Origin of the sequence: Rummeliibacillus sp. TYF005 (assembly GCF_003844195.1) — a bacterium.
In the GTDB taxonomy this organism is placed as follows: domain Bacteria; phylum Bacillota; class Bacilli; order Bacillales_A; family Planococcaceae; genus Rummeliibacillus.
Genome location: NZ_ML122564.1, coordinates 22,688 through 39,484, shown reverse-complemented (window position 1 = coordinate 39,484; position 16,797 = coordinate 22,688). Strand labels below are relative to the sequence as shown.

Here is a 16,797-nt window from a genome sequence, read left to right as displayed (position 1 = left end):
ACAATCATGTTAAAATAAAGCAACTTAGAATTTATGAAGGAGTAATTTTGATGGCTGGACATAGTGTGCGGGGAAAGTATTATCCATTATATGAATACCTATTACAACAGGAAGAAAATCATATAGTACTTACATTTGATGAAATTGAAGAAATTTTACATGCGAAATTACCAAGATCTGCTTATAAGTATCAAGCTTGGTGGGGGAATACAAAGAGTGGTACTTATGTTCAAGCGGCCGCTTGGATTGAAGCTGGTTTTCGTGTAGATGCCATACAATATGGTCGTTGCATTGAGTTTGTAAAAGTATCGAAGGAAATTTTAACAAAGAAGAAGAATAAGATTATTAGAGAAGCGCTTATTTCAAAGACAATCCCTACAGAAGACCCTAAGGAAAGTGAATCCTTATGTAAAATTGCGGAGAAGTTGGATGCTGCTCAGCAATTTTTTGAGGAAAATCGCTATCGTCATTTTGCAGAGGAATCTTTGCTGTCTCAATTTGAAGTGTTTTGTGAATGTCGCCGGCTTTTTAGAAAGGTAGAAAAGGATGTTAACTATTTAGCAACACAATTGATGCAGGAATTTTTACTTAAAAAGCATCATTTAAAATTAGGTTACTCTCAAGTTAAACAACAAGATGAATTTACTTTTATGCTTGAAGAGCTAGCGCCAACTGGAGAGAAAATTGCAGCCGTTTTAAAGACCACTCCACCCGCTTCATCTTCCGATTTTACACCCAGTCAACGTAGTATGTTCTTCCAGGATTGTCATTTGCTAAGCAGAACAAATGCAACAACACAATTTTATTTTGTGACAGATGAATTGGTTTTTAATATTATAGAAAACAAGTACAAACAGTATCTTGGTTATATTCAGCTTATATTACTGCCAAAAGTGATTGATGACAAATATTCTCTTCATGCTTGATGAATATTGATGATTCATACAACAAGTAATACTATTAGTTTAAAAGTTAAAGGGAAGAGGTGCATCACAATGTTTAAAGGGTTACCACTTTATATCGTTTTGATAGCTATTGGTTCTCTTAGTATTACTTTTGCGGTGACAAAGGATATACCGCTTAGTACGCAGTGGGCTTTGCTAATTGGGGGTACTTTATTAAATATAATAAGTTTAATTGCACTAATGGTCTTTCTTTCAAAAACGGATAGTGAAGCTACAAAATCAAAATACAAATAAGCTTTTTCTTAAAAAACAGTGATCCATGAATCTATCCACCCACAGTAGACATATTAAAGGATTTATCACTATTTTCTCCAGTGAAATCGCATCAAGTTATCTACATAAATTATAATTGATGCTCGAAATTATACCATTTTTACTTCTCTAACTTAAAATAATTGAAAAAACAAATTATTTTTAGACAAATTTTGTACATTGGGTACACATTTTAAAAATTTAGATTACAATATAAATTAGGGAAGTAGAGAATAGATTCAATATTAGGTCGTCTATTTTTGATATTAATAAGTATGTGAAATGTATGTTAAGTAAGCGAGAATATAGTAGACAGGATGGTTTGCTATATTTCTTAAGAATTTGTATAGATTTGCAGGACTATTTGTTGTAAAGCTTTTAGGTTTATTTAATAAGTTAAAAGTTTATAACAAGAATAATCTGCCAGCAGAGGGTGGCTATGTAATTGCTTGTAACATTGGATGGATTGATATTTTGAATCTAGGTGTTTCTATTTACCCGAAACCAATTCATTTTATGGCTAAGAAACAACTCTTTGATCATAAACCACTTGGGTGGTTTAAAACAAAGAGGAATGCTTTTCCGATAGATTGTGAAAATCCAGGACCTAGCGCTGTGAAAGTGCCTATTGTCCCAGCTGCTTATAAGGACCAAACACATCAAAATAGGTCCTTGCATGTAAAAAGTGTTATTTAATATATGGAGAGCCTTTTTATGTTGCAGCAAGAGGGAGAGAAGGTAGGGAGAAATTTACACTTTACTTGGGGAAGAAGCAATTAGTTACTTTAAAAGAGGAACTAGAAGAAATAATTGTCCAGGAAGAACAATAACATAATTTTTGAATAAGATAGGTCAATATATTACTCTAAGTGCAATTACATTAAAAATAGCGCAATAAAAGAATACTGTAGAACACAATTTCTTTTAAGGGGTGGTTGGATGGTTTCTGTAGATTTATTTGAAGAGGAAGATAATAATGTTGAAAGGGAGAAATCTCCTTTAGAAATGATGGCAGAAAAGCGTAGCCAAATTATTTTTAAACAGCGTATGTCAGTAGGACTAACACAATCCGAGTTGGCAGAGCGTGCAAATGTCACACAAAAAACCGTCAGCCGTATGGAACGTGGTGACAGTAAAGTAAGGGAAACTACTCTACAGAAGGTGTATGAGGTTTTGGGGATTACGGAGAAACATTTAGAAACCCTAAGGGAACAGCCAAATACATAGCTGTGATAAGTATAAAGAGGATAAAGAGGATGTCTATTTAAACCAAACAAGGTGAAATAGACTCCTCTTTTTTGTAGATTTGTAATAATTATCGAATGACAGAACTCCTCTAATGGTGGCATAATATTGAATAGTTATATAAATGAAGCCAATTAGAAGGTGAAATAAGTGGAAAAGAAAAGTTTAAGCAAAGAAATATTATCTTGGGTATGGCCAATTTTAATCGCGGTAGTCATTGCAGTTTTATGTAGACAATTTTTGTTCTCTCCAGTAACTGTCAAAGGCGAATCAATGGAACCTACATATGAAAACAACAATAAGATTATCATCAGTAAAACAAGTCATATTGATCGCTTTGATATAATCGTTTTTGAATCTCCAGTAGAAGATGATCATTATATCAAACGTGTTATTGGACTACCAGGAGATACCATTAAAGTTAAAAACGATAAGCTATTTATTAATGGTAAAGAGTATAGTGAAACGTATTTAAAAAAGGGTATTAGTGAGTATCAGGAAATGGGTGACCATTTTACGGAAGATTTTACACTAAAAGGAGTAACTGGAGAGTCTAAAGTTCCTAAAGATACTTATTTTGTTTTAGGAGATAATCGTCAAAATAGTAGTGACAGTCGTGAATATGGCTTTATCAAAAAGTCAGCAGTTACTGGTGAAGTGAAATTTCAATTTTATCCATTTAAATTCTAATGGAAAAATGAATTTTAGAGGAGCACTAATATGCAGATAGGTGTGTTATTTGTTTGTTTAGGAAACATTTGTCGATCTCCAATGGCTGAGGCGATATTTCGTAACCTTGTAAAAGAAAAAGGAATGGAGTCTCAGTTTGATATAGATTCTGCAGGTACAGGTGATTGGCATATTGGAGATGGACCGCACCACGGAACCGTTAAAAAACTTGCTGAACATAAAATTTCTACTCAAGGAATGTATAGTCGACAACTGAAACTAGAAGATTATGATCGATTTGACTACATCGTTTGTATGGATGAAAGTAATATTAAAAATGCGTTACCAATGCTAGGTCAGCAAAAGAGCTCAAAGGTATTCCGATTGCTAGATTTGATAAAGGACCCCAAAGACGTCCCAGATCCATACTTTACAGGTGATTTTGAAGAAACGTATCAATTATGCCTAGAGGGTTGCAAAGCATTGTTGCAAAAAATTGAATTAGATAGACAAATAGAGAAATATTAACGAATTAGGAGAATATAAAGTTAAGATAACAGAGTCTTATTTGCAAAAATAGACTAGTAATAAGATTCTTTATACCTGATATTACCTAATTTCCTCTTGTTTGTGACACTTTTCTCTTTTTGCAAATATACAAATTATATTTATTATAGTGTATAATACAACAGTAAATTAATGTCCTAAACCAAGTGGGTGTATACCCAATCATAATTTATATATATATTATATTGAAAGAGAGTGAATCCAATGGGACGTAAATGGAATAATATTAAAGAGAAAAAAGCGGCAAAAGACCAAGGGACAGCACGTATTTATGCGAAATTTGGCCGAGAAATTTATGTAGCTGCTAAACAAGGCGAACCAGATCCAGAATCTAATGGTGCGCTAAAAGTTGTTTTAGAACGCGCAAAAACATATAGTGTACCAAAACATATTATTGATCGTGCAATCGAAAAAGCAAAAGGCGGCGGCGAAGAAAACTACGATAATTTACGTTATGAAGGCTTTGGACCTAATGGCTCAATGATTATTGTCGATGCTTTATCAAATAATGTTAACCGTACAGCAGCTGATGTACGCGCTACTTTTGGTAAAAACGGCGGTAACATGGGTGTCAGTGGCTCAGTAGCCTACATGTTCGATGCAACAGCAGTTTTTGCTTTAGAAGGTAAATCTGCTGATGATATTCTAGAAATGCTAATCGAAGCTGATTTAGATGTTCGCGACGTTTTCGAAGAAGGCGATTCAACAATCATTTATGCTGAACCAGATCAATTCAATGCAGTACAAGAAGCATTAAAAGCACAAGGTATTACTGAATTTAGTGTGGCAGAATTGACAATGCTTCCACAAACAGAGGTACAATTAGAAGGCGAAGATCTTGAGAAATTCGAAAGACTAATTGATCTTTTAGATGATTTAGAAGATGTTCAACAAGTGTATCACAATGTTGAAATGTAACGCTTATAAATAAGCAAAAAGATACTATGTAAATACTAAAATCCAGTGGTTTTGGCCACTGGATTTTCTTATATATGAATATGGTGGGAAACTTTATGAAAATAGATAGAAATTATCAATTGCAATGACGTATACTATTGATAAGATTTGAAATATGGCTGTTTCGATAGCTTTTATAATAAGAGAGATTCAGAAATAGTTTAAAATACCATTTATAATATAAAAATTTATAATTTATAGGTTTCGTAGAGCCGTGTGAAATAGAAAAATTTTAAGATTAAACAATCTTAATATGTAATAAAACTAAAAAAGTAGGTGATGTTGAGGTGAGAAAAAAGCTTATGGTAATCTTACTAATTATTTGTATACCTATCTTTTTCTTTTGGATAATAACGACCTTATGGCTAATAGATGGAGAAAAGCCAAAAGCAAATGGAAAATACAAACATGTCATCGTGTTAGGAGCAAAGGTGAAAAAGGGAGCAGTACCATCAAAAGCATTAGCATTTCGTTTAGATGCAGCATTAGATTATGCTAAGCAATACCCTACCATCCAAATTATTGTTTCAGGTGGTCAAGGAAAAGATGAAGATGCAACAGAAGCTTCAGTTATGAAACAATATTTGATGGATCGTGGTTTTCCTGAATCTCAAATCATCGTTGAAGACCAATCAACATCTACATATGAAAATTTATTGAATACGAAAAAAATGATTGGTGATAACTTAAAAGGAATAACAATTGTGTCAAGTGATTATCACCTAGCTCGTGCCAAAATGCTTGCAGAAGAGCTACATATAAAATGTGATGTGATCCCTGCGACAACACCTAAAAGCATTGAGAAGAAAGTGAGATTTAGAGAACGTTTTGCACTACTGAAATCAGTAGTAACAGGAAAATAACGAAGTATGTAAGTTTTGGTTTAGTACAGTTTTTAGAGTGGTAATAAAAGAGCTTTAAGCTTTTTATTAAACATAAAAAATGCGCCTCATAGATACATAGAGACGCATTTTTGTTATGTGGCATTATTTAGTGAGAAATTCACTGACTTGATCACGATATTTAGAGATAGATGATGCAGATACTTCAAAGTATGCAGCAACGTCTTTAACTTTGGTTAAACCACCCTCAGAAATCAAGCTACTTGCTTGTCCAGCTAGAACAGCGCCAGCAGCAACTGTTTCGGCTTTCTTCGCTTTAATAGCTGTATTTTCTAAGAAACTTGTAAGAGAATCTAAGAATTCATCTGCATTTAGCTTATACTCTTTTACATATTTGTTTACAAATTCAAGTACTTCTTTTGTAAATGGAGAAATTTCAGTAACCGTCTCATTTGTTACGGCAACTTCATCTTTCACTTCTTGTGAAGGTGTTGTTGTTTCTTCATTTGCCTTCGAATGCTCTTCGACTGTACCATCCAAAAATGTTTTGTACAGATCCATTGAATCGACATAACCATTTTGCAGTTTTAGACGTAAAGCTTCTACGATGTTATCCTTTTCATTTGGCAAGAAAACTACACTACTTGTTGCAGTTAGTCCATTTTCACCTTTACGTGCATCTGGCATGAAAATACCAAACAACCATTTACCTGAGAACGTTTTAGCAGGTGTTCCGTTCATTACATAGCTTTTATTTGTCACAATATCTGTAATAGCTATTACTTCAGGACTTTGGGAGTCGACTCTAGCAAGCATAAAGACAGGTTGTAACCATGATTGTAATATGTCTTTTACTTGTTGGCGCATTTGTTTAGTTATTTGTTTATTTATATAATTTTGCCAAAGCTCTGGGTGATCAATGTAAATATATGTTTCCATTGCTATTGTATCAAGTAATTTATCTGTAAATGCATGATGCAAAGTGTTTTGCCAAAGATGATTTCTCTTTTCTAATTCATGATAATTTGCAGAATGGAAAGTTTCCTTGACAAATCCTTCTACAATACGATCGATTTCTTCACTAACAATCGTAGTGATATCGCCTAGCGCATTTTTACCATGACACTTTTTGTATTTTTTGCCACTGCCACATGGACAAGGATCGTTACGACCTACCAATGTAAAGCACCTCTCTTTAAAAATTGGGCATAAAATTAGGTTAGCACAATTTCGTGAAAAAAATAAGTGTTTTCATTATACTATTTTGAAATAAGGGGTTATTTCCAAAAAATAGCGCATATTTCACATCATCAGTTGCATTTTATCAGAATATAATAAATAATTAACCTAATACTTCGAACTTCGAAAAATATAAGAAAAGGGGAATGACTTTGGTTACTTTCAAAGATTATGAATACAAACGTCCGAATCTTGAAGAAGGGAAAAAATACTTCTACGAGCTTTTAAAGGAGTTTAATAGTTCAAAGTCAGTTGACGAAAAAAGTAAAGTTATTGAAAAAATTAATGCCTTTCGTAATGATTTTTCAACTCAATATAACTTAGTATATATTCGTGCTTCTATAGATACTAACGATGAATTCTATCAACAAGAACGAGATTTTTTAGATGAAAAAACGCCTGAAATGGAAGAACTGACAACAGAGTATTATAAAGCGCTCTTAGCTTCTCCTTTCCGCAATGAATTAGAAGATAAGTGGGGTGCTCAATTATTTGATTTAGCTGAAAATCAAATTAAAGGTTTTGCACCTGAAATTATGGAACTCATGCAAAAGGAAAATAAACTAAGCTCTGAATACTCTAAACTTGTAGCTTCGGCTCAAATTTCTTTTGATGGCAAAGAGTTAACGTTAGCACAATTAGGACCTTACACAGAGTCTACAAATCGAGATGTACGTAAGGCTGCAACAGAAGCTCGTTTTGGCTTCTTTAAAGAACATGAGGAAGACTTCGACCGTATTTATGATGAACTAGTTAAAGTGCGTCATCAAATGGCTCTTAAACTAGGTTTTAAAAACTACGTAGAACTCGGCTATGTATTGATGAATCGCATTGATTATAATGCAGAAATGGTGAAAAATTATCGAGATCAAATCCGAGATGTTGTAGTACCATATGCGACACAATTACGCGAAAGACAAGCAAAACGAATTGGTGTAGATCAACTAAAATTCCATGATGAAGGTCTAAAATTCTTAAGTGGTAATGCCATACCAAAGGGAACACCTGAGTGGATTGTTCAAAACGGCAAGAAAATGTATGAGGAATTATCTCCTGAAACAGCAGAATTCTTTAACTTTATGATTGATAGAGATCTTATGGACTTGGTGGCAAAGAAAGGGAAAGAAGGCGGTGGTTACTGTACATTTATCGAAGATTATCAGTCACCATTTATCTTCTCAAACTTTAACGGAACATCAGGTGATATTGATGTATTAACACATGAAGCAGGCCACGCATTCCAGGTATATACTAGTCGTAATATTGGCATTCCAGAATATATTTGGCCAACATACGAATCTTGTGAAATCCATTCAATGAGTATGGAATTTTTCACATGGCCTTGGATGAAACTATTCTTTAAAGAAGATACAGAAAAATATAAATTCTCTCATTTAAGTGAAGCCTTATTATTTTTACCATATGGTGTAGCGGTAGATGAATTCCAGCATGTAGTTTATGAAAATCCAGAAATGACACCCCAAGAGCGTAAAGAAGCTTGGAAGAAAATCGAACAGACCTATTTACCACATCGTGACTATGATGGTATTGATTATTTAGAAGGCGGCGGGTTCTGGCAACGTCAAGCACATATTTATAATAGTCCGTTTTATTATATTGACTATACATTAGCTCAAGTATGTGCATTCCAATTCTGGAAGAAATCTCGTGAAAATCACGAAGAAGCGTGGAAGGATTATATCCACCTATGTCAATTAGGCGGTAAAATGTCATTTACAAAACTAGTAGCTGAAGCAAAGCTTGAATCACCATTCAACGAAGGATGCGTAGAAACTGTTATGGAAGCAATTAAAGAATATTTAGATGCAGTACAAGATGATAAACTATAAAAAATTTTCAAACAATTCATTGACATCCATACTAATTAGCTATACATTAATAGTTGAAATATGAAAAGCGATGATGAGAAGAAGTAAATTGATTGTATTTCTTAAAAGAGAGCTTCGGTAGCTGAAAAGAAGTAGGAGTTGATCAATTGAAAGATGGCCTCTGAGCTCTGTTTCTGAACTTGCAATAAGCAATAGTAGGATACAGCGGGATTTGATACCCGTTACCTATATCACAGTCTAGAAGCTATTTTGCATTCTGTACTGATGGAGGCTACTTATGTGAGTAAGTGGCAAATAAAAGGTGGTAACACGAGTATACAACTCGTCCTTAACAATCAAAATGATTGAGGGGACGAGTTTTTATTTTTATTGGGAATGATCAGCTCGTTTACTTCTAATGTTCCTAGGTAGATATATTTTCAATAAGGAGATGTTTCAAATGGGAAAAGGGTTACTTGTATTACAATCAGATTTTGGTATTAGTGATGGTGCGGTTAGTGCGATGTATGGTGTATCACATTGTGTAGATCCTGATATTAAAATATATGATATTACACATCAAATTCCACAATTTAATATTTGGGAAGGAAGCTATCGTTTGCTACAAACAGTGCAATATTGGCCAGAAGGAACTGTATTTGTGTCTGTAGTGGATCCAGGGGTTGGTTCAGACCGTAAAGCAGTTGTTGTAAAAACAGTGAATGATCAATTTATTGTAACACCTGATAATGGGACATTAACTCATATAAAGCGTTACTATGGCATTGCAGAAATTCGTGAGATCGATGAAACGATTAACCGTCTACCGAATTCAGGTGAATCTCATACGTTTCATGGCCGTGATATCTTTGCCTATACGGGAGCACGCTTAGCTGCAGGAATTATTTCATTTGAAGAAGTAGGCCCAGCCCTTAAAGTTTCAGATATTGTAGAACTGAATATTAAAGAATCTACGATAGAAGATGACATTATTACTGGATTTATCGATATTGTGGATAAACCTTTCGGAAATTTATGGACAAATATTCGTCGTAGTCTGTTTAAACGATTAGCAAAAAAATATGGAGATACCTTTGAGGTAACGATTAGTACGGATAATCGCAAAATTTATCAAAGTATTATGACGTATGGCCATTCCTTCGCAGATTTACGTGTGGGTGAGCCACTATTATATATTAATTCATTGGATAATGTAGGGATTGCGATTAATCAAGGCTCTTTTGCAGATGCCTACCATGTTGGGACGGGTACGAATTGGGTAGTTTCTATTCGCAAGGCGCCGAAGATTATATATGCATAATCTAGTCAAATTGGGGAGTATAGTTTTATATGTAAGATGGAATCTGCTATAAGGTAGATTCTTTTTTTATGGATGTTGTTATTTCCTGTTTTTTAGAGTATAGCGTATACTTAAACTATGAGAATAACAATTCGGTAATATTATGAATGAGGTGCAAATAATTGACAAAAAAACTATGGTTTCAAGCAGGCGTAGGTATACTTCTAGGTTTGTTAATCTTGAAGTATTTTCTTGAAATTAAATCTCTCTTTTATCCAATTGTAGTTATTTTGAGTGCTATATTTATCCCGTTATTAGCGGGTGGAATATTATACTATGTAACAGAGCCAATTCAACGCTTTTTAGAAAAGAGAAAATTTCCACGTTGGGCAAGTATACTATCTATCATAGTACTACTATGTGTTGTAGTTTATGGGTTTATAGCTATTGTTGTACCGCCGATTAATACTCAGATTAATAATTTAGTGAAAGCAACGCCAACATTGGCTAACGAACTTTCAGATATGGTCGATTATGTCTTGAAAAACCGTGAAAACCTTCCAGAACAACTAAATGACACGATAGACAATTTAACAAATTCAATTCAAGGTTACGCAGTATTTACAAGTAAATTTTTAGTGCAATTTATTTCAAGTATTGTTTCAGGAGCATTTGTTTTAATACTAGTTCCATTTTTCTTTATCTACATGCTAAAGGACCACGAAAAGTTTGCTCCAACAATTTATAATATATTCACTGGATCAAGACGTGCATGGATTAAGAAAACTTTATCAGAAATTGATGATGTTTTACGAAATTATATTCAAGGTCAATTATTGATAAGTTTCATCTTGGCAGTTATTATTTTCATCGGCTATAAAATTATTGGACTAGAATATGCATTACTGTTAGCTCTCTTTGCCTTCTTTATGAATATGGTACCGTTCATTGGACCATGGATTGCGTTGGTTCCTGCAGTAATAGTAGGTCTTATACATGACCCTATGCAAGCTGTTTGGGTATGTGTAGTCACACTAGTTGCACAACAAATTGATAGTAACTTTATTACACCAAATGTAATGGGGAAAACTCTTGATATACATCCACTAACTGTTATTACGATTATTTTAGCTGCAGGTAATATTGCTGGGTTTGTAGGTATTCTATTAGGAGTTCCATTATATGCTGTAGGTAAAGTTGTTGTAAAAAATGTCTATCAACATTGGAAAGAGATTCGTACTACTGCAACTAAAAATGTGTAGGTGAAATTAGTGGAGACAGAGATTTTAAAAACCTTTGATGAAAATCATAAACAAACTGGTGTTGCCACAAGAGCGGAAATACATGCGAATGGATTATGGCATGAGACATTCCATTGTTGGCTAATTAGTCAGGTGAACGGGGAGTATTATTTGTACTTTCAGTTAAGAAGTGCAGATAAAAAAGACTATCCTTCGCTTTTTGATATTACAGCTGCAGGTCATTTATTGGCAACAGAAAGTCCTGAGGACGGTATTAGAGAATTGAGAGAAGAACTGGGCTTATCATTGTTAAAAGAGGATTTAGAGAAAATTGCCGTTATACCATGTATTATTGAGAAGCCTCTAATGATTGATCGAGAATTTTCTCATGTATTCTTGGCCATTCAAAAAGGAGCATTCACTGATTTTCATCTTCAAGTAGAGGAAGTTGCAGGTATAGTATGTTCAAAGCTTATGGATGTTGTGCAATTTATTGAAGGAGATCTACCATTGCTTCCCCTAACTGGATTTAAGATTCTTGAAAATGGAGAAAAGGTAAATTTCACGCTAGATGCTAAGCCAAGCGATTTTGTTCGTTATAATAACAAATATATGACGTTATTAACAACAATATTAAAGAAAAGGTTTTTATAAGTATTTTTATGTTGAAATGACGAAGAATAATAACGAAATGAGTTGAGAGATTTGAATATCAACTCATTTCGTTCTTTTAGTCTTAGAGGATTGAGTGACAAAAAATGCTATACTAATAAAGACTGTCAAAGACAAAGGAGATCACTATGTTAACATTTGAACAAAAACAACAAATCATTGAAAGTTTTCCTGAACTAACACGTAAAGAAATTTCAATGAATCGTTTAAACTACCATTTTGAAGGTAGTCAATATGATAAGAAAATTGTAGTTGAAAAACTACATCCTAATGGCAATGGCTTCGTTTATGTTGGAGATTTACTTCGCTATAAGGCAGATGAAAAGGGACTAGTCAATATTCGTGACTTCTCTGAACAAGAATTGCGCGAAGTAATTGAAGATTCTATTATGTATTTATCAGAAGTAGATGAACCCGTTGAAGAAGTGAAAATTGAACAAATATGGCGCAATCGTACAGGTGATCAATTACTACTTGTTAATGATGAGCCTTTCTGGAATATCTATCATGGATTTAACTTAGAAGAAAGCTTTGGTACACGCTCAGATGCTGAAGAGTATCTATTGGCGGAAGGATTTAAACCTTCTAACAAATAGTTTGGACTCTGAAAGGAAGAGGTGGATCTAGATGTCAGGTAAAAGAATGGCACTAATCGTTGTTGGTATTGTCCTTATTTGTTTGCTACTTGTTTATATTTCGATATCAGCTTTTTATAAAAATAACCCTCATCAACCAAACCAACAATCATTAGGTTTTTCAACAGAAGTGACACAAGGAACTTTATCAAGAACAATATTTATACATTAAAATCCCCGTATTAAAGAAACTCACTTCAATTTGTGAAGTGAGTTTTTATGTTAATCTGACTAAATTAAATACCATATAATAAATTGATCATATAAAAAAACTGTTAGAATTATAACAGTTTTTCAGGTTGCAAATTATAAAAATAACTTAAATATAGAGAAAATGGCGGCACCAGCTAATGCAGATATAGGTAATGTAATCACCCAAGTGATAACGATACTCCGTGCAACACCCCAGTGTACCCCTTTAGCATTTTGTGCAGCACCAACACCCATGATAGATGAAGAAATAACATGAGTTGTAGAAACTGGAAGATGTATTTGTGTAGCACCAAAAATAATAAGTGCAGAAGACAAATCAGCTGCGACACCATTAACAGGACGGATTTTCATAATCTTACCGCCAACTGTTTTAATAATTTTATATCCACCAATCGAAGTACCAAGACCCATTGCAACAGCACATGCAATACGAACCCATAAAGGTACACCATCACTGCCACTTAAAAATCCTGCAGAAATTAAAGCCATAGTAATAATCCCCATAGACTTTTGGGCATCATTTGTACCATGTGTAAATGCTTGAAGTGCGGCTGTAGCAATTTGTACTCGTCGGAAGCTTTTGTTGGTACGATATAAATTTAAGTTTTTAAATAGTAATTTAAATAAAGACATCATCAAATATCCGACAATAATTGCGATAAATGGTGAAAAGATTAAGGCTTTGATGATTTTAAGAAAGCCGTTATAGTTTATAGCAGAGAAACCTGCAGCAGCAATGGCAGCACCAGCTAGAGAACCGATAATTGCGTGTGATGAACTTGAAGGTATACCGAAGTACCAAGTGATCAAGTTCCATATAATTGCTGATATTAATGCAGCTAATATTATGAATGAACCATTCGTAAGTGAAAATGGATCAACAATATCTTTTGCCAATGCTTTAGCGACGCCTGTAAATGTAACGGCACCGATGAAGTTCATTGATGCAGCCAAAACTACAGCAACACGAGGCGAAAGCGCACGGGTAGAAACTGCAGTAGCGATAGCATTTGCAGTATCATGGAAACCGTTTATGAAGTCGAATAGTAATGCGAATATTACTACTAGAACAGTTACGATTATTAAAGTATTCATGTGTTTCTACAGCTCCTATGCATTACGCATTATAATAGTGTCCATTGAATTGGCGACATTTTGACAGTAGTCAGCCACTTCTTCTAGTTGTTCATAAATATCTTTAAATTGAATAATGCGGATAGGGTCTTTTTCATGTAAGAACAATTGTTTAATTGAAGTACGTAATACTTCATCGCATTTACGTTCGTAATCCTTAATGAGAATGGCATGTTCGCGCATGTTGATTAATTTTTTATTCGTTAAATGTTCCATCGCAGTTGCGATTTCATCTGTACTTAACACAATATATTTTAAGAAATCTCTCATATAATCATCTACTTCTGTAAGTGAGAACATTTCAAAGTGAGCAATACAACCTTCAACACCATCCAAAATATCATCCATTCGTACAGCTAATTCCAAAATATCTTCACGTTCGATTGGCGTCATAAATGATTTATTCAGCATTTGGATTAATTCGTGGATTAACGAATCTCCATCTGTTTCATATTTTTTAAGTGTTACGCTAAGCTCTTTCAAATCTGCAACGCCTGTTATTTTAAAATCATCAGCATAATGAGCTGCTTCATTTACATTTTTAGCAACTTTCAAAAGCGCAGTAAAGAAAGGGTCTTCTTTTTTTGAGCTAAACATATAAAGCCTCCTAATTTGTCTATAAATCATTACTATCTTATTTTTGAACGCAACTATAATCATAACAAATTGTACGAGAAACCAATACAATAATCCTGTGAATTTTTTTAAAATTTACATTCCCGTAACATTTGAAAATCACGCTTGTAATAATTAGAAAAATTTGAAACTTTCCGCTGTATTCAAACGTATAACATATAGAAAGAAAGGAACAAATTCACAGAAAAGGGGGTGAAGATGATTGAGCTGAATTTATGGTCTATTGAACAATGGTATCTGTACTCATTATTATTCTTAGCAATTTGTATGATTTTATATCTTTTTTTTGGTGACATTGCTGATGGGATTGGAGAAGGAATTCCATTTTTTAATCCGACAGTTATTCTAGCTTTTTTAACCTTCTTCTCTGCAACTGGTTTTATTATTGAAACATTTACTTCCTTGAACAGTTACGTTATCGCCATTATTTCTGCCATTTTTTCAATCGTACTAGATATCCTGATGTATTATTTCATCCTCGTTCCTTTGAAATCAGCTGAAGTATCGATGGCGTATACGGAAGAATCCTTGGGTGGTCAAGTAGGAAAGGTGATTGTACCTATTCCCATCGATGGTTTTGGTGAAGTGGTTGTTGAGACAGTTAACGGCATTATATCTAAACGTGCAACAAGTTATGATCATGTTTCAATACCATATGATTCAAAGGTACTCATAGTAGAAGTGAAAGAAGGAACGTTATATGTCAGAGAGTATGAACCATTATTTTAATGGCTTACTTATATAAAAATAGGGGGAATTATTATGTCATTTTTAGCATCACCGATTTTAATTGTTGGGATAATTGTAGTGGTTATTTTATTAGCTATAATCGGAGTGTATGTAACAAAATATCGAACTGCAGGTCCCGATGAAGCACTTATTGTGACAGGGAGTTATTTAGGGTCTAAAAACGTACATACGGATGAAGGTGGAAACCGTATTAAAATTATCCGTGGTGGTGGTACGTTTGTTTTACCAGTATTTCAACAAGCTGAACCTCTTAGTTTACTATCCAGTAAACTAGAAGTAACAACACCTGAAGTTTATACAGAACAAGGTGTACCGGTGATGGCTGATGGGATTGCCATTATTAAAATAGGTGGTTCAATTTCAGAAATTGCAACAGCAGCAGAACAGTTTTTAGGTAAACCGAAAGAAGACCGTGAAAACGAAGCAAAAGAAGTACTTGAAGGTCACTTACGTTCGATTCTTGGGTCTATGACAGTTGAAGAAATTTACAAAAATCGCGATAAATTCTCACAAGAAGTCCAACGCGTTGCTTCTCAAGATTTAGCGAAAATGGGCCTTACAATCGTATCCTTTACGATAAAAGATGTTAGAGATAAAAACGGTTACTTAGATTCACTTGGGAAACCAAGAATAGCTCAGGTTAGACGTGATGCGGATATTGCAACAGCAGATGCAGAAAAGGAAACTCGTATTAAACGTGCAGAAGCGGATAAAGAAGCACAAAAGGCAGAACTTGAACGTGCAACTGAGATTGCAGAAGCTGAAAAAGAAAATCAACTAAAAGTAGCAGAGTTTCGTCGTGAACAAGATATTGCAAAAGCCCGTGCTGACCAAGCATACGAGCTTGAAACTGCTCGTGCAAAACAAGAAGTAACAGAACAAGAAATGCAAATTCAAATCATTGAACGTCAAAAGCAAATTGAATTGGAAGAAAAAGAAATTTTACGTCGTGAAAAGCAATATGACTCAGAGGTAAAGAAAAAAGCAGATGCAGATCGTTATGCTATCGAACAAAATGCTGCAGCTGAAAAGATGAAACAATTAACACAAGCCGATGCAGAAAAATATCGCATCGAAGCGAAAGCAAAGGCAGAAGCTGAAAAAATCCGTTTGGACGGTTTGGCAAAAGCTGATTCAGAACGTGCACAAGGGGAATCTGAAGCTGAAATTATCCGTCTGAAAGGTCTTGCAGAAGCAGAGGCAAAACGTAAAATTGCAGAAGCTTTCGAGCAATTTGGTCAAGCAGCTGTTTTAGATATGATTATCCGTATGATGCCTGAATATGCAAAACAAGTAGCTAGCCCATTAGCGAACATCGATAAGATTACAGTAGTTGATACAGGTGGTGGAGAAGGTGGAGGCGCCAATAAGGTAACAGGATATGCAACTGACTTAATGGCCACTTTACAAGAAACACTAAAAGCATCATCAGGTATTGATATGAAGGAATTGTTAGAGAATTATTCTGGTAAATATACAATACGTCCAAGTATCGAACGATTAGCTGATAATGTACAACAAAAAGACGATGCATCAGCTGCAACAACTATTGAAGGTGAATAAATTATTATTGCCCAATCAGACCATTATAGTGGTTTGCCGGGCAATTTTTTGTGGAAGATTGTCTTCTATTTGTCATTATATATAATAC

The 16,797-nt window shown here is 34.2% G+C and carries 19 protein-coding genes and 1 other annotated feature; of the genes, 16 read left to right on the top strand and 3 right to left on the bottom strand.

Going from position 1 to position 16,797, the window contains the following annotated elements:
• The first annotated feature begins 50 nt into the window (after positions 1 to 50).
• The 8 genes from CW357_RS11975 (at position 51) to CW357_RS11940 (ending at position 5,518) form a co-directional block, all read left to right on the top strand.
• Entirely contained in the window at positions 51 to 926 is an 876-nt protein-coding gene (locus tag CW357_RS11975) for a DUF7662 domain-containing protein (protein WP_124218173.1), read from the top strand.
• Between the two features lie 9 nt (positions 927 to 935).
• Positions 936 to 1,199, top strand: a complete 264-nt coding sequence (locus tag CW357_RS11970) for a hypothetical protein (protein WP_241155086.1) — start codon at positions 936 to 938, stop codon at positions 1,197 to 1,199.
• Between the two features lie 360 nt (positions 1,200 to 1,559).
• Positions 1,560 to 1,913, top strand: a complete 354-nt coding sequence (locus CW357_RS11965; protein WP_371684130.1) for a lysophospholipid acyltransferase family protein — start codon at positions 1,560 to 1,562, stop codon at positions 1,911 to 1,913.
• Positions 1,914 to 2,156: 243 nt separating this feature from the next.
• Entirely contained in the window at positions 2,157 to 2,444 is a 288-nt protein-coding gene (locus tag CW357_RS11960; protein WP_124218172.1) for a helix-turn-helix domain-containing protein, read from the top strand.
• Between the two features lie 168 nt (positions 2,445 to 2,612).
• Positions 2,613 to 3,152 carry a signal peptidase I gene (gene lepB, locus CW357_RS11955; protein WP_124218171.1) on the top strand — a complete coding sequence of 180 codons (540 nt, stop codon included), beginning with the start codon at positions 2,613 to 2,615 and terminating at the stop codon, positions 3,150 to 3,152.
• A 30-nt stretch (positions 3,153 to 3,182) separates the two neighbouring features.
• Positions 3,183 to 3,659 (top strand): low molecular weight protein-tyrosine-phosphatase, encoded by a 477-nt coding sequence (locus CW357_RS11950; RefSeq protein WP_124218170.1) that lies wholly within the window; start codon positions 3,183 to 3,185, stop codon positions 3,657 to 3,659.
• A gap of 243 nt (positions 3,660 to 3,902) precedes the next feature.
• Positions 3,903 to 4,616 (top strand): YebC/PmpR family DNA-binding transcriptional regulator, encoded by a 714-nt coding sequence (locus CW357_RS11945; protein WP_124218169.1) that lies wholly within the window; start codon positions 3,903 to 3,905, stop codon positions 4,614 to 4,616.
• A 326-nt stretch (positions 4,617 to 4,942) separates the two neighbouring features.
• Positions 4,943 to 5,518: a YdcF family protein gene (locus CW357_RS11940; RefSeq protein WP_241155085.1), complete on the top strand. Its 576-nt coding sequence runs from the start codon at positions 4,943 to 4,945 to the stop codon at positions 5,516 to 5,518.
• A 123-nt stretch (positions 5,519 to 5,641) separates the two neighbouring features.
• Here the strand turns inward: CW357_RS11940 and CW357_RS11935 are convergent, their stop codons facing one another.
• Entirely contained in the window at positions 5,642 to 6,676 is a 1,035-nt protein-coding gene (locus CW357_RS11935; RefSeq protein WP_164489597.1) for a YecA family protein, read from the bottom strand.
• A 212-nt stretch (positions 6,677 to 6,888) separates the two neighbouring features.
• Between CW357_RS11935 and CW357_RS11930 the strand changes: the two genes are divergently transcribed.
• The 6 genes from CW357_RS11930 to CW357_RS11905 all read left to right on the top strand — a co-directional run bounded on the left by CW357_RS11930 (position 6,889) and on the right by CW357_RS11905 (position 12,585).
• Positions 6,889 to 8,586: a M3 family oligoendopeptidase gene (locus tag CW357_RS11930; protein ID WP_124218166.1), complete on the top strand. Its 1,698-nt coding sequence runs from the start codon at positions 6,889 to 6,891 to the stop codon at positions 8,584 to 8,586.
• Positions 8,587 to 8,647: 61 nt separating this feature from the next.
• Positions 8,648 to 8,919 (top strand) — a binding site (T-box leader).
• Positions 8,920 to 9,025: 106 nt separating this feature from the next.
• On the top strand, positions 9,026 to 9,886 hold the full coding sequence (locus tag CW357_RS11925) for an SAM hydrolase/SAM-dependent halogenase family protein (protein WP_119416138.1): 861 nt from the start codon (positions 9,026 to 9,028) through the stop codon (positions 9,884 to 9,886).
• A gap of 161 nt (positions 9,887 to 10,047) precedes the next feature.
• Positions 10,048 to 11,127 (top strand): AI-2E family transporter, encoded by a 1,080-nt coding sequence (locus tag CW357_RS11920; RefSeq protein ID WP_119416139.1) that lies wholly within the window; start codon positions 10,048 to 10,050, stop codon positions 11,125 to 11,127.
• A 9-nt stretch (positions 11,128 to 11,136) separates the two neighbouring features.
• Positions 11,137 to 11,760 carry an NUDIX hydrolase gene (locus tag CW357_RS11915; RefSeq protein WP_164489596.1) on the top strand — a complete coding sequence of 208 codons (624 nt, stop codon included), beginning with the start codon at positions 11,137 to 11,139 and terminating at the stop codon, positions 11,758 to 11,760.
• 146 nt (positions 11,761 to 11,906) lie between these two features.
• Positions 11,907 to 12,374 (top strand): hypothetical protein, encoded by a 468-nt coding sequence (locus tag CW357_RS11910; protein ID WP_119416141.1) that lies wholly within the window; start codon positions 11,907 to 11,909, stop codon positions 12,372 to 12,374.
• A 31-nt stretch (positions 12,375 to 12,405) separates the two neighbouring features.
• Positions 12,406 to 12,585 (top strand): hypothetical protein, encoded by a 180-nt coding sequence (locus tag CW357_RS11905; protein ID WP_119416142.1) that lies wholly within the window; start codon positions 12,406 to 12,408, stop codon positions 12,583 to 12,585.
• Positions 12,586 to 12,719: 134 nt separating this feature from the next.
• On the opposite strand, the gene CW357_RS11900 is transcribed toward CW357_RS11905, so the two are convergent.
• Both CW357_RS11900 and CW357_RS11895 read right to left on the bottom strand, forming a co-directional pair.
• Positions 12,720 to 13,721 carry an inorganic phosphate transporter gene (locus tag CW357_RS11900; RefSeq protein ID WP_119416143.1) on the bottom strand — a complete coding sequence of 334 codons (1,002 nt, stop codon included), beginning with the start codon at positions 13,719 to 13,721 and terminating at the stop codon, positions 12,720 to 12,722.
• 15 nt (positions 13,722 to 13,736) lie between these two features.
• Positions 13,737 to 14,357 (bottom strand): DUF47 domain-containing protein, encoded by a 621-nt coding sequence (locus tag CW357_RS11895; protein ID WP_119416144.1) that lies wholly within the window; start codon positions 14,355 to 14,357, stop codon positions 13,737 to 13,739.
• A gap of 237 nt (positions 14,358 to 14,594) precedes the next feature.
• Here CW357_RS11895 and CW357_RS11890 point away from each other — a divergent pair, with 237 nt between their 5' ends.
• Positions 14,595 to 15,125, top strand: a complete 531-nt coding sequence (locus CW357_RS11890; RefSeq protein ID WP_369973800.1) for an NfeD family membrane protein — start codon at positions 14,595 to 14,597, stop codon at positions 15,123 to 15,125.
• Between the two features lie 33 nt (positions 15,126 to 15,158).
• Entirely contained in the window at positions 15,159 to 16,709 is a 1,551-nt protein-coding gene (locus CW357_RS11885) for a flotillin family protein (protein ID WP_124218164.1), read from the top strand.
• Positions 16,710 to 16,797: the final 88 nt, after the last annotated feature.